Genomic DNA, 13645 nt, shown 5'->3' with positions numbered 1-13645 from the left:
ATCCCAACACAAGCGGTCCGATCACGACCCTGGAGACAAAAGACGATGACCACCCTCAATACCCGCCGGAGCCTGCTGGCCCTGGCCCTGGCGCTGGCCGGCTGTGCCAGCGTGCTTGCCCCGTCCGCGCAGGCGGCCGATTGGCCCGATCGCCCCATCACCCTGGTCGCGCCCTTCACGCCGGGCGGGACGACCGACATCGTCGCTCGCGCCATCGCCGTTCAGTTGCAACAGCAATTGGGACAGACGGTGATCGTCGAGAACAAGCCCGGCGCGGGTGGCACCCTGGGTGCCGGCTACGTCGCACGGGCCAAGCCGGACGGCTATACCTTGCTGCTCGCCAACGTCGGCCATGCGGCCGCCGGCGTGCTGTACAAGAACCTGCCCTACGATTTTGAACGGGACATGACGCAGATCACCACGGTGGCCAACGTGCCCAACGTGCTGGTGGTGGCGAAGAACTTCCCGGCCAATAACGTGCGCGAGCTGCTGGCTTACGCCAAGGCGCATCCCAACGACATCAACTACGGGTCGGCCGGCATCGGCACCACGCAGCACCTGTCCGCGGAATTGCTCAAAAAGCAGACCGGCATGACGGCCCTGCACGTTCCGTTCAAGGGCGCCGCGCCCATGATGACCGACCTGATCGGCGGCCGTCTTACCTTTGCGCTGGACTCGGCCGCGTCGGCGGCGGCGCAGATCAACGGTGGCGGCGTCAAGCCGCTGGCCGTCACCAGCCTGGCCCGCACGCGCTTCCTGCCCGACGTGCCGACCCTGGACGAATCCGGCGTGCCGGGTTACCAGATGACCACCTGGTACAGCCTGGCCGGCCCCAAGGACATGCCGCCAGCCGTCACCGATCGCATTTATCAGGCGGTGCGCGCCGCCATGCAGGATCCCAATATGCGTAAGTCCCTGGACAGCATGGCGGCCGACCCCGGCGGCATGGAGCCGGCCAGGTTCAAGGCCTTCGTGCATGAGGAAACCAAGCGCTGGACCGAACTGGCGCGCGGCTGGGACAGCGCGAACTGACGGTCCCGGTCCAACCCGCATCCATCCATCAAACGGCGGCAACTTCAACATGGCTGCCGCCGGTTTTTTCATAGGTTCATCATGGCTGCCACCGACATCAGCACCTTCTTTTGCCCGACCCGCCTGTACACGGGCATAGGCGCCCACCGCAAGCTGGGCGAGATCCTGCGCGCGCACGCGTGCAAGCGCGTCTTCATCGCCATCGACGGCGCCCTGCTCGGCGGCGAGTTCTACGCCGGCATCCAGCGCATCCTGCAGGAGGAAGGCGTGGCGGTGGCCAGCTATTCCGACATCGAGCCGGACCCCAGCGCCATCACCGTGGAACGCGCCTACCAGGCCTGCGCCGCGCATGGCGCGACCCTGCTGCTGGCCGTCGGCGGCGGCAGCACCATGGACGTCGCCAAGGCCGTCGGCATCCTTGCCACCAACGGCGGGCGTATCCACGACTACGAAGGCATCGAGAAATTCAGCACGCCGCCCCTGCCCTTGATCGCCATCCCCACCACGGCCGGGACAGGATCGGAAGTGTCCGGCTCCTGCGTCATCACCGACACCGAAAAGCAGCTGAAGATGTCGATCCGCCACGCCGCGCTGAATCCGGCGCGCGCCGCGATTCTCGACCCGCTGGCCTTGCGCACGGTGCCCGCCCATGTGGCGGCCCATTCCGGCATGGACGCTTTCGTGCATGCCTTCGAGTCCTATATCTCGCGCCAGGCCAACCTGGTGACCGATGCCATCAACATCGAAGCCATCGAACTGCTGGCCGCCAACATCCGGCCCTTCGTCGCCAACCGCGACAACCTGGAAGCGGGACTGAACATGCTGGTCGGTTCGGCGCTGGCCGGCATCACTTTCGGCCAGACCGGCCTTGGCAACGTGCATTGCATGGCCCGTTTCGTCGGCGCGTACTGGCATCTGTCGCACGGCCTGTCCAACGCCGTCTGTCTGCCGCACGTGGCGCGCTTCAATCTGCAGGCCAACCCACGCAAGTTCGCCCGCATCGCCGCCGCCATGGACCGGCCGGTACGGGGACTGCCCGAAATCGACGCGGCACGCGCCGCGGTGGATGCCATCGAGACGCTGTGCCGCGACCTGGCCATCCCCGCGCGCCTGCGCGACGTGGGCGCCACCGAAGACAAGTTCGACGAGATCGCCGAGCTGTGCACGCAGGCGAACTACAACCGCTGGAATCCCCGCCAGACCAGCACCGCGGACTTCCGCGCGCTGTTCGCCCAGGCGTATTGAAGCGGCGGCGGGGCCGATACAATGCCGCACATGCCTGCCAAACCGCCCCGCTCTCCGCGCACGCCCGCCGCCGCCCGCGTCACTGTCCATGACGTGGCGCGCGCCGCCGGCGTCGCCATCGGCACCGTCTCCCGCGTGGTCAACGGCGCGCCCAGCGTCACGCCCGATGTGCGCCAACGCGTGGAGAACGCCATCAATGAACTGGGTTGGGCGCCCAGCGCCGCGGCCCAGGCCATGCGCGGCGCGCCGACCCGCATGGTCGGCTTCATCTTTTCCGATATCCGCAATCCGCTCTATTCGTCCATGATCAAGGGCGCTGAAGACGTCTTCAGCGAACACGGCTATATGCTGGTGGTCGCCAGCAGCGACGGCCAGCCGGCGCGTGAGATCGCCCTGATGCAGCTGTTCACGCGGCGGCGCGCCGACGGCATGCTGTTCGCCGTGGAAGAGGAATCCAATCCGGACGTCCTGCGCTGCGCGGCCCATACCGGCTATCCCATCGTGCTGCTCGAACGGGAAATGGCCACGGCGCTTGGCGCGGTCGGCGCCGACCATCTGCACGGCACACGGCACGCCACCGCGCATCTGCTGTCGCTGGGCCATCGGCGCATCGCGCTGATCAGCGGCGGCCGCCACAACCGCGTGGGGCGCGACCGCCTGGCCGGCCTGGTACAGGCCCACGAGGCGGCCGGCGTAGCGCTGGACCCGGCCCTGCTGCGCCTGGACAGCTTCGCCTCGGACTATGGCCTGCGCGAAAGCCAGCTGCTGCTGGAGATGGATGCGCCGCCCACTGCCATCGTCGCCGCCGGCATGCACCTGCTGCAGGGCGTGCTGCAAGGCATCCGCATGAAGGGTCTGCGCATCCCCGACGATATTTCGCTGATCGCTTCCAACGACAGCCCGCTGGCCCAGCTGGTGACGCCGGCCATCGACGTCATACGCTACGACGCCTACGCCTTGGGTCGCGAGGCGGCGCTCCTGCTGCTGCGCCGCATGAACGGCGAGACGATCCCGCCGGCCACGCGCGTGGAGGTACCGACGGAATTCGTGCTGCGGGCGTCGAGCGCGGCGCCGCCGGCGCAGGGTTCAAGGGCTGCCAACGCCGCAACCAGACCTGGGATCGAACCTGGGGCCAAGCCAGGGTCCAGGCCCTAGGCCAGGGTACGCGCCAGCCGTTCCAGGTCCTGCGCGAACGCCACCAGCCAGCCGCCCGCCCGGTGCGCGGGCACGACGTCGGGCTCAAAGAAGAATTCCAGCAGCAGCACGTCGTCGTATTCGGTCGCGCGCGCCACCAGATCGTAGCCCTTCGTGGGCGGTGTCGAGGCCGCCAGGCCATCCGTCGCCGATGTCGCCGGGACTCCCGCGCGTGCCCGGCGGCGCCGCTCGTAGAGAAAGGCGCCGCTGCCGGTTCGGACGGCTCCAAGGCGCCGGCGTGCCGACGTAGTCCGACCGGCCCCGCTCGAAATATCCGTCAAGGTCAGGCCCTCGCCGCGCGCGCACGCAGTCGCCTGTTGCCCGAGGGCATGCGCCAGGCTGATGAACAGCAATTGCCGCAGACTGCACTGATGGCGCCGGCCCCTGTCCTGCAAGGGCTCCAGCGTCGCCGCCGTAAGCACCAGGGGCACGCGCCCCAGGCGGGAGGCATTCCTGGCTTGCGTCATGGTTGCACCCGCAGGACGGTCGACCGATAGTGAGGATCCGCGCGTATCTGCTGCTCGGTATAAGGCACGTCCACCCAGCCGCCGCCGGAATACAGCAGGGTCTGGTCGGCGGCATAAGGCGATGCGGGATCGCTGGCTTCCGAATAGGTCATTACGGTCTGCGCCCGTGGACCTTCTGCCGTGAAGGACACCAGCTGGATATAGCTGGAGCCATACGTGACCTCGCGGCGGCCGTCCGGCAAGGCGCCGCTCTGAGTGGCGTTGTAGACACCCAGGTCGCCCAGCCCGCCCCCGATCGGAATACGCTGCTTGCCCCGCGTGGAGATCTGGATATCGCCCCAGCGGGTGTCCGGCCCCATTCCCGCCTGCTTCAATTGACGCGCGGTGTCTATCAAGGCCTGGCGCAGAGCCGCCGCGACAGCGGGGTCGCCGGCATTCAAGCCGGTCGGTGTCGTCAAGGGACGATGCGGATCGAAGGATTGTGCCCAGGCTTGCGGCAAGCCACGCAGGGCCTGCATGCCCGCGGCGAAATACGCATAACCCAAGGTGCTGTCACGACGGGCGGTATGGTCCCAGGATCGCAAGGCCTGGCAGGCCTGGGCCAGCAGCGCGGCATCGTCCTTGGCCCGGCCATTATCATTGCCCAGGCCATCGGCGGGCGCGGCGCAGAAGCGGGCCAGCCCGTCGTCCGCCAGGTCCGCCAGATAGACCCGGTTCGACATCAGCATGCCGCGCAGGTCGGCGGGCGCGATGGCGCGCTCGCCACGACCGGCGAGCCAGTGCAAGGCATAGCGCGCGCGTGCCCCCAACGCGGTGTCCTGCCGATTGGCCAAGGCCGGATAGCCCGTCAACGGCGCGGCGGGATTGCTCATCCACGCGCTATCGTTGCCGTTCTGCACGAAGTCCGTGCGCGCCAGCGCCGGCAGGCTGGCCGGCGCCATGATGCCGTCCTGGCCGCCGCCCTTGCCTTCCCATGCGCATGCCGAGCGGGCGCCGTCCAGCACGATCAGGGGTCCTTGCGCGGGGGCCACCGCGCAGTCGCGCAGCTTGGCATCGTCCACGCCGGGAACCACCGACAGCGTGCCGAGCCAGGTCTGGCCCGTGCTGTCGGCCGCCACCGTGTTGACCCAGGGAATGCCCAGCGTCTGCTGCAGGGACGCTCGTAGCGCCGCGACGGATGTCGCGCGGTTGATTTCGTACCACTGTTTCAGGAAGCGCCAGTTGTCGAGGTTGGCGTCACGCATGGCGTAGGCCTGGCCTGTATCCCAAGGCAACTTGCCGGGGACGGTCAGCACGGGGCCGTAGCGCGACTCATAGAAGGTATGCGTGACCGGGTGGATGGCGCCGTCGTCGCCACGCGCCTGCACCGTCACCTGGACTGGCTTGAGCGCTTCCGGCTTGCCATCGACCAGATAGCGCATGGGGTCCCGCGGATCCAGCTTCAAGCGGTAGAGGGTGAAGTGGCGCGCGCTGTCCACGGTGTGGGTCCAGGCCAGGCCCTGGTTGTAGCCGATGTTGATCACCGGTACCCCCGCGAGCGAAGCGCCCATCACGTCCACTTCGCCCGGGATGGTCAGGTGCATCTGGTAGAAGCGCAGCGGCCCTTGCCACGGGAAATGGGGATTGCCGAGCAGCAGCCCCTTGCCGTTGGCGCTGAGATCCTTGCCCACGGCCAGGGCATTGCTGCCGTACTGCTGGCTGAAGGCTTGCCAGTCAGGCAAGGTGGCCTGGCCGGCGGCGGCGTGGGTGTCGGGTTTGGTGTCGGATCGGGTGCCCGGTCGGGCGACTGCCGCGGGCGCTTGTGCCGCGACCACGGCACGCGCGAACTGGCCCAGGCCGGCGTGGACCTGCAAGCGGCGCATCAAAGCCATGATGTCGTCCGCGGTCACCGCGCGCACCCAGGGCTGATTGCGGCACGCGCCGGCGCCCGCGTTGGCGCCGGACGCATCGGGCGCTTCCTGGCGCCAGTGTTCGTAGCCCGCCGCATAGCCGCGTACCAGGGCCTGGATGGCGGCCGGTTGGCGTTCCCATACAGCGGTGAGCGCAGCCGGGTCGTTAAGCCATCGATAGAAAAAATCGCTGTCGACGTTACGCGTACCGTCGCCCGCCGGCGCCGCCGCGCCGAAATACCGTGACCGCTGGCCGGTGACGGTGATGATCTCGTCCGCCAGCAGGCAGCCGTTGTCTTGCGCGTAGGCATAGCCTATGCCATAGCCCAAGGCATGGTCGTCATGCGCGAGGATATGGGGAATGCCATACGCCGTGCGGCGGATTTCCACGGTGCCGGCGGCTGGCACGGGCGCGGCCCGGGCAGCCGGCGCGCCTGCCCAGAGCGCGACCATCATCCCCATGATCGCGTAGCCGCGACCGCGGCCGCAGCGACGCCATCCGGCGCCTGCCTGCTGCTTGAATTCGTCCATCAGTGCTCCTCTCAAGCCGCGGCCGCGGCGGGGACACGCCCCGCCACACGATCGACCATGCCCTGCACGGCGGCCAGCGCGGAACGTACGCTGCCCTCCATCCAGCCAGACAACACGCCGACATGCTCGCCGGCGAAGAAGAAACAATCGCGCGGCCGCGTCACCGCGTCGTAGTACGGCTGCGAGGCCTTGTCCCAGGTCACCCAGCCGCCCCGCGCATAGGGCATCTTCTGCCAGGCCACCGAAACCGGCAGCGTCAATTGCGCCGACCGGCCGGGATGCAGGCGATCGACCGACCGGCGCGATGCCGCCTGCTGCATGGCCAGGCTCATCTGGCCATAGCGCGCCGCTGGCGGCCCATGCGTGTAGCCCGCCACCAGCACGCCACGCGGCGCCATCAAGCCCTGGCTCGGGTACCACACCAGGCTGGTATCGTCATCGAGGAAGGAGATGCCGCCATAGATATGGTCCTCCTGCTCCCAGAAGCGCGGCGCCTGCCAGGCAATCTTGTAGACCGGCCGATAAGTCACCGCCGCCGCCCCGTCGAACAACTCACGCGGCAGATTGCCCTTCAGACCCGCCAGCACCGGCAAGGGGCACGTCACCAACGCGAAGTCCGCCGCATGCGCCACCGCCTTGCCCTGCTGCCGCGCGACCACCTGCGCCCGCCCTTGCGCGATATTGAGCTCCGTGACGGGCGCGTCGCGGTGGATGCGCGGCCCCAGCCGCTCGGCGAAGGCCTGCGTAATGGCATCCATGCCACCGACCGGCTGCATCATCGTCGGTTGATACTCCAGATGCTCGTCATACCAAAGCGGATACCACAGGCGATGATCCAGCAGGGTCTTCAAGTCCAGCTTGTCATTGACCGCTGCCTGCGCTGACGATCCGTCCACCAGGCCGCGATAACCTGCCCGCCGGCTGCCGGCATAGCTCCCGTCGCGCTCCAGGTCGCCGAAGTCGCGCAGCAGGCCCACCAGCTTGGCGGTGTCCTCCTGATCGAGGGGCTGATCCAGCTTGCCCTGCTGCGCCCCCTTGGCCAACATCTCGGAGATCAAGCCGCGCGCATCGGCCTGCAGCTGACCTACCCGGTAGCGCCTGTCCACGCCCTTGTCGTCGATCACGCACCAGTTGCTGCGCGACAGGATGGATATCACTTCAAGATGCACGCCCAGCTCGCGGCAGTAACCCAGAATGCCGTCATGCGTGCCCGGGATGCGCGCCGCGCCGGCATTGAAGTACTGGTCGTTGTCGAAGGCGACCCGTTGCGCGGGGCCCTCGTCGTAGCGCAGCTCGTCACCGCGGCGCAGCGTGTGTACCCGGCCGCCCACGCGCGCCGTGGCCTCCAGCACCTTGACCTCGAAACCGAGGCGCATCAGCTCATAGGCCGCCACCAGACCGGCCATGCCCGCGCCCACCACCAGCACCGATCGGCCCCTGCCTATGCCCGCTGAGGCATCGCGCAGCATCCCTATCCGCGCGGGAGCGGCCGGCGCCGCGGCCAGGCCCAGGGTGTCGGCAGCGGCCAACGCGGCCCGCGGCCCGGCCGTGGCGGCCAATCCGATCAGGAAGTCCCTTCTGCTGAAATGCATGAAATCTCCGCCAGGCAGCCGGAACGCTGATGGTCCCGGCCGAATACTCCGCGGCCTTGCGCCGCGCCCTGATCCCGAACTGCCTACATCTTTTTATGGAATGATTATCACTTAATTCAAAGCGCCGATGGTGTCCAAGTGTTTGCGAGGACCCGTTTCTTTGTGACGAGGCGTGCCAGAAACGCCTTATTCCCGCAGGCACACGACGCGATCTCCCGTCGCCGCGTGTATCAGTACGTCCATGTCCACGTGATAGATCTCCCGCAAGGTCTCCGGCGTCAGCAAGCTCGCCGCATCCCCACGTGCCACCACGCGGCCCGCGCGCATGGCGATCAATTCATCGCAGTAGCGTCCCGCCATGTAGATGTCGTGCAGCACCACCACCACGCTCAGTCCCTGCTCGCTGCACAGTCGCCGCAGCAGTGCCAGCACTTCCACCTGATGCGCGATGTCCAGCGCGGAGATGGGCTCATCCAGGATCAGGCACTGCGCCCCTTGCGCCACCAGCATCGCCAGCCACACCCGCTGCCGCTCGCCGCCCGACAGCGTGTCCACCAGGCGCTGTGCCAACGCCTCGATATGGGTGACCGCCATGGCGTGTTCGATCATGCGCCTGTCTTCCGGGCCCTGCGAGCGCAAGGGCCCCAGCCAAGGGTAGCGTCCCAGTGTGACAAGCTCCTTTACCGTCATGCCGGGCGCACCTGGAATCTGCTGCGGCAGGTACGCGACGCGGCGGGCGAACTCGCGCGCCGACAAGGCCGCGGTAGCCTCCGTGCCAAGATGCACTTCGCCTGCCGCCGGCTTGATCTGCCGCGCCAGCAGGCGCACCAGCGTGGACTTGCCCGACCCGTTGTGGCCGATGATGCCCACCACCTTGCCCGCGGGTATCCGCAAGTCCAGGCCAGACAGGATCTGCCTGCCATCGATGGCATAGCTCACCTGCTTGAGCGTATAGGCAGGCGCTGCCGCGGCCGTCACGGTTGCCGTCATTTGGACAAGGCCTCCGCGGCCGGCGCGTCATGGGCCTGTTCGTCCTGGCCTACGACCCGGCCATTGCCCATGTGGACCACGCGGTCCGCCACATGGAAATAGCGGTCGTCATGGGAGATCACGATCAAGGTCTTGCCGTCGCGCTTCAGGTCCGGCAGGATTTCCGTATAGAACACCCGGCGGAAGGCGGGATCCTGGTCGGCCGCCCATTCATCGAAAACGATCACCGGACGCCGATCCAGATACGCATGCACCAGCGCCAGGCGCTTGCGCTGCCCGGTGGACAGGTCCGTGGTCGTGAAGCGGCCGTCGCGCACCGACACCTTGTGCGTCAGCTCGAGCCGTTCCAGATAGAGCGAGGCTTCGTCGCTCAGCGTATTGCCCACGTCGACGTCCTCGAACAGGTAATAGTCCGAGAACACCGTGCTGAACAGCTGCCGATAATCATCGCGGTTGTCCGCCACCACGGGTTTGCCGTCGAACAGCACGATGCCGGACTGCGGCTCGTACAAGCCCAGCAGCAGCTTGATCAGCGTGGTCTTGCCGCTGCCGTTCTCCCCCACCAGAAACAGCATCTCGCCGGCATGCACCTGCAGATTGACCGGTCCCAAGGTGAACACCTGACCGCTTTCGGTGGGCGGATAGGAATACGTCACGTCGCGCAGCTCGATATCGCCGCGCGGCGGCAGGCGGGCCGGAGGGCGCGTGGCGGCATCCGCCTTGTTCAGCAGGTCCGCTTCCGGGCTGGTGAAGCGCGTCGACAATTCCGCCACCCGGCGCAGCGCGATCTGGGTCTGGTTGACCAGCGGCAAGGCGCTGATCACCTGGGACAAAGGCCCCTTGACGTAAAGCAGTACCAGGACGAAGCCGGACAGCACTTCATTGCGCAGGCCCAGCGTGTTCTGCAGGGACAGCACCAGGCCGATCACGATGAAGAACAGGGCCGATCCAAACGCGTTGGCGCTCATGAACACCCGCATGGCACGCACGCGCAGGTCGCGGATGCGTTCGATGGTCGTGCGCAGACGCTGGTCATGCAGATGCCAGCGCCGCTCCCGGTTCATGCGCAACTCCTTGGCGCCTTCGGTGATGGCGCGATACTGCTTCTGCAGATCGTCCTGGGCGTCGCGCGCCGCCTCGAAACCGCGCCGCCCCCGCTGGCGCGCGGCCGCATGGGCCCAGCTGCCCACCGCGATGGCGACGGCCGCCAGCAGGCACAGCACCGGCGACAGCACCGCCATGTAGAAGAAGCAGCCCAAGGCAATGGCGATGGCGATGGCAAGTCCGGAGAAGCCGAAGGTGAACGTGCTGATGGTATCGATGTCCTGGTTCAAGGTGGTCGTGATCCGATGCACCCGGTATCGCTCTATTTCCGCGATCGGCGCAGCCAGGATGCGGTCGGACAGGTCCTTGCGCAGCCCCGCCACCACATGCTGGCCGATATAGCTGTTGCCCAGGTCGGAAGCGATCTCGCCGACGATCACCAGCACGCACAAGCCGGCGAAGGACAAAAGCAAGGCCGCGGTGGCGCCGTCGGGCGCGTGCAGGGCCCGGTTGACCGTGGCCAACAGCCATGCCGTCGCCAGGCCGCTGATGACGCCCAAGGTGGTGGCGAACAAGGATATTTTCCAGAAAGGCCGCAGCAGCCGCAGGATCTCCCGCAGCGGCGATCCGCCAGCGGACCGCGCGGACGCGCCTGTCGATGAATTCATTGACTCCTCCACAGAAACCACAGGAAGGCCGGACCGCCGACCAGCATCGCTACCAGTCCGGCCGGCACCTGCCAGGGAAAGACGATGACACGGCCCGCCCAATCCGCCAGCACCATGATGCTGGCGCCGGCAAGCACGGCGCCGACGATCTGCGCACGTGGCCGCAACAGTCCCAGCCGCCGCACCAGATGCGGCCCCAGCAGGCCGACGAAGCTGAGGGGACCGACCAGTATCGTAGCGCCAGCCGTCAACGCGGCCATGACAAACAGAAAAAACAGACGCGCCAACGTAACGTCCACACCCAGGGCCCGCGCCGCCGCCGTGCCCAGCGGCAGGATGGCCAACAGGCGTGTCCCCAACAAGGCCGCCACCACGCCCAGCACCAGCAGCGTCATGCCCGGCGCGATCGCGTCCGTCGTGGCGCGATAGGTCGACCCGGACATCCACGTCAACATCATCGCGGCGCGCGGATCGCCACTGGTCAGCAAAAAGGCCGCGCAGGCGCTGAGCAGGGTCGACAGCGCCACCCCGGCCAGCAGCAGCCGCTGTGGCGCGAAACCGCTGCGCCAGTTCAGCGCGACCACCGCCAGCAGGGTCAACACCGCACCCGCCATGGAAGCCAGCAGCATCTCGCCCATGCCCAGCTGCCGCGTCAGCAGCAAGGCGGCGAGAATGCCCAGGGAAGCGCCCGACGAAACCCCCAGCACTTCGGGGCTGGCCAGGGGATTGCCCGTCAATCTTTGCAGCAGGCTGCCCGCCAGGGCCAACATGGCCCCCGCCATGCCGGCGGCGGCCACTCTGGGCAGACGCCAATTCGTGATCGTGGCGGCGCTGTCGCTGAACCAGGTCCAGCCGTGCATATCGCGGCCCACACCCAGGCCCAGGGCCAGCCCGGCGCCCAGCAGAAGCGTGCAGCAGACCAGCATACGCGCCGGCACGTGACGCGACGGGACCGTGTCGCGCGCGCGCATGTCCGGCGGCGCGGCGTAATCTTCGCGATGGCGCAACAGCAGCCACAACAGCACCGGCGCCCCCACCAGGGCCGACGCGCTGCCGGTGGGCATGCCGCTCGCCAGCCCGGGCAGGCTTTGCACCACCTGGTCGGTCAGCCACAGCAACAGGCCGCCCAGCAGCGGCGCCGCGATCATGCGTTGTCCCAGCGTGCGCGCGCCCAGCAGGCCTGCCAGATTAGGCGCCATCAGGCCCACGAAACCGATGACACCCACCGCGCTGACGCTGAGCGCGCTGAACGCCACGCCCACCGCGATGGCGCCCAGGCGCAAGCGGGCCACGTTCACGCCCAGCGCCGCCGCGCGTGCATCGTCCAGGGCCAGCAAGGCCAGCGGCCGCAGCAACAGCGCGGCGCAGACCGACAGACCGGCCAGCCGCGGCAACAGATACCAGACCCTGTCCCAGCCGTTCTGGGCCAGCGAGCCGCTGTGCCACACGAACAAGCCGCTCAGGTATTCCTCGTGGAACAAGGCCAGCGCCGACGCGGCCGCGCCGCAGAACAGCGACACGATGAGTCCGCCAAGAATGACGTTCACCGTGGCATAGCGCGATTTGCGCGCGACCAGCATGACCAGCGCGCAAGCCGCCGCGCCCCCCGCCAGGGTGATGGCCGCGCTGCCGTTCACCAGCAGGCCGGGCGCGAAGATGGACGCCGCCGTCAGGGCCAGGTACGCCCCCGAAGACACCCCCAGTGTGGCCGGGTCCGCCAGCGGATTGCGCAGCGATTGCTGGAACAGCAAGCCGGCCCAGCCCAGCGCGACACCCACCAGCAGGCTGATGACCAGGCGCGGCAGATCCACCTGCGTGAAGATCAGGTACGGCACCGTGCCCACGGCGCCCGCCCCGCCCTCGCCGTGCAGCAGCGTGCCCCATAGCGCCGGCGGCAGGGTGCGCGCCAGTCCCCGCGCGCTGAGCCAGCCGGCCACCAACAGCAGCAGCGCCAAGGTGACGATGGCGCCCTTGTGCCCGGGCCGACGGGACGCCTGCCGCGCGGGCGCGCCGCCGACGGGCCCTTGTCCCCGTACCGACTCTGTCTGAGGCATACGGCTCATGACACGGCCTCCGGCAGCCGTGCGACCGCGCCCGCGACCAGGCGCGCACAGCGCAGGGCCGATGGCAGGCCGCCCAGCGCGAAGAACGAATCGATGGCCGTCACGCGGCCGGCCCGTACGGCGGGCAGCCGATTCCACAAGGTGCTGCCCTTGAGCACGGCCTCCGCGCGCTGCGTGCGCGGCCCCTGGTCCATGTAAAGAATGCAGGCGTCGGGCTGCTCGGCCAGGTTGGCGATGCCCGTCAGGATGTTGCCGTAGAAATTGGTGTGCCGATCCCACGCATTGCGCAGTCCCAAGGCTTCGATGATGGACTGCACCCAGCTGCCGGTGCCATACACATAGGCCTGCGTCCCGCTTTCGTGCAGGACCACGACATAGACGGAGCTGCCGACGCGCCGGCCCAGCCCCGCGCGCAGGGCCTCGATGTCGGCATCGAAGCCGCGCAGGCGCTCGCGCGCCACATCGCGAGCGTCACAGACCTCGGCCAGGTGCATCAGCAACTCGCGAATATTGGGATAGGGTTGCGAGTTGGCGTTGAAGATCCGCACCAGTTGCGTCGGCGCAATACGCTCGAAGAACGGCAGCGACGTCGCCTGCCAGCTGGAGGCGAAGATCCGGTCGGGCGCCAGCCGCGCCAACACCTCGAAGTTGGGCTCGGTGCGAGAGCCCAGATCAACCGTGGCATCGGGCAGCGGCGGATCCGACAACCAGCGGCGGTATACCGCCAGTTCCGGCACGGCGATGGGCGGATGCCCCAGCCACGCCAGGCTTTCGGCGGCCGCCCAGTCCGTGCAGGCCAGGCGCAGCGCTGGTGTGGCGGATGTGGCGGGCGTGGCGGCCAGGACTGGAGCGCAGCGGCCGGCGAGCATGCCGCCCGCGGCCATGCCCAACCATGCTCCCAATCCCTGTATTGCCCGCCGCCGTCCTGCC

The 13645-nt window shown here is 68.1% G+C and carries 10 protein-coding genes; 3 read left to right on the top strand and 7 right to left on the bottom strand.

Annotation, left to right across the window (positions count from 1 at the left end):
- The first annotated feature begins 45 nt into the window (after window positions 1–45).
- The 3 genes from ASB57_RS06690 to ASB57_RS06680 all read left to right on the top strand — a co-directional run bounded on the left by ASB57_RS06690 (window position 46) and on the right by ASB57_RS06680 (window position 3432).
- Complete coding sequence (locus ASB57_RS06690) at window positions 46–1032, top strand: tripartite tricarboxylate transporter substrate binding protein (RefSeq protein WP_057651528.1); 987 nt, start codon at window positions 46–48, stop codon at window positions 1030–1032.
- A gap of 81 nt (window positions 1033–1113) precedes the next feature.
- Window positions 1114–2277 carry an iron-containing alcohol dehydrogenase gene (locus ASB57_RS06685; protein ID WP_057651527.1) on the top strand — a complete coding sequence of 388 codons (1164 nt, stop codon included), beginning with the start codon at window positions 1114–1116 and terminating at the stop codon, window positions 2275–2277.
- A gap of 30 nt (window positions 2278–2307) precedes the next feature.
- Entirely contained in the window at window positions 2308–3432 is a 1125-nt protein-coding gene (locus tag ASB57_RS06680; RefSeq protein WP_082621982.1) for a substrate-binding domain-containing protein, read from the top strand.
- On the opposite strand, the gene ASB57_RS06675 is transcribed toward ASB57_RS06680, so the two are convergent.
- The 7 genes from ASB57_RS06675 to ASB57_RS06645 form a co-directional block, all read right to left on the bottom strand.
- Window positions 3429–3938: a hypothetical protein gene (locus ASB57_RS06675; protein WP_057651526.1), complete on the bottom strand. Its 510-nt coding sequence runs from the start codon at window positions 3936–3938 to the stop codon at window positions 3429–3431. The two genes, ASB57_RS06680 and ASB57_RS06675, sit on opposite strands and share 4 nt — an antisense overlap.
- Window positions 3935–6358 carry a penicillin acylase family protein gene (locus ASB57_RS06670; protein WP_057651525.1) on the bottom strand — a complete coding sequence of 808 codons (2424 nt, stop codon included), beginning with the start codon at window positions 6356–6358 and terminating at the stop codon, window positions 3935–3937. The genes ASB57_RS06675 and ASB57_RS06670 overlap by 4 nt, the downstream gene beginning before the upstream one ends.
- An 11-nt stretch (window positions 6359–6369) precedes the next feature.
- Window positions 6370–7950, bottom strand: coding sequence for an FAD-dependent oxidoreductase (locus ASB57_RS06665; RefSeq protein ID WP_057651524.1), 1581 nt, complete (start codon window positions 7948–7950; stop codon window positions 6370–6372).
- 186 nt (window positions 7951–8136) lie between these two features.
- Complete coding sequence (locus tag ASB57_RS06660) at window positions 8137–8940, bottom strand: ABC transporter ATP-binding protein (protein WP_057651523.1); 804 nt, start codon at window positions 8938–8940, stop codon at window positions 8137–8139.
- On the bottom strand, window positions 8937–10652 hold the full coding sequence (locus ASB57_RS06655; RefSeq protein WP_057651522.1) for a cyclic peptide export ABC transporter: 1716 nt from the start codon (window positions 10650–10652) through the stop codon (window positions 8937–8939). The genes ASB57_RS06660 and ASB57_RS06655 overlap by 4 nt, the downstream gene beginning before the upstream one ends.
- Window positions 10649–12715 carry a Fe(3+)-hydroxamate ABC transporter permease FhuB gene (gene fhuB / locus ASB57_RS06650; RefSeq protein ID WP_231755359.1) on the bottom strand — a complete coding sequence of 689 codons (2067 nt, stop codon included), beginning with the start codon at window positions 12713–12715 and terminating at the stop codon, window positions 10649–10651. The genes ASB57_RS06655 and fhuB overlap by 4 nt, the downstream gene beginning before the upstream one ends.
- Window positions 12712–13617 (bottom strand): ABC transporter substrate-binding protein, encoded by a 906-nt coding sequence (locus ASB57_RS06645; protein WP_231755358.1) that lies wholly within the window; start codon window positions 13615–13617, stop codon window positions 12712–12714. Before ASB57_RS06645 ends, fhuB begins: the two co-directional genes overlap by 4 nt.
- Window positions 13618–13645: the final 28 nt, after the last annotated feature.

It is taken from the genome of Bordetella sp. N (assembly GCF_001433395.1).
GTDB lineage: Bacteria > Pseudomonadota > Gammaproteobacteria > Burkholderiales > Burkholderiaceae_B > Bordetella_C.
The sequence above is the reverse complement of the archived record's forward strand: the minus strand, read 5'-3'. Positions and strand labels throughout refer to the sequence as shown.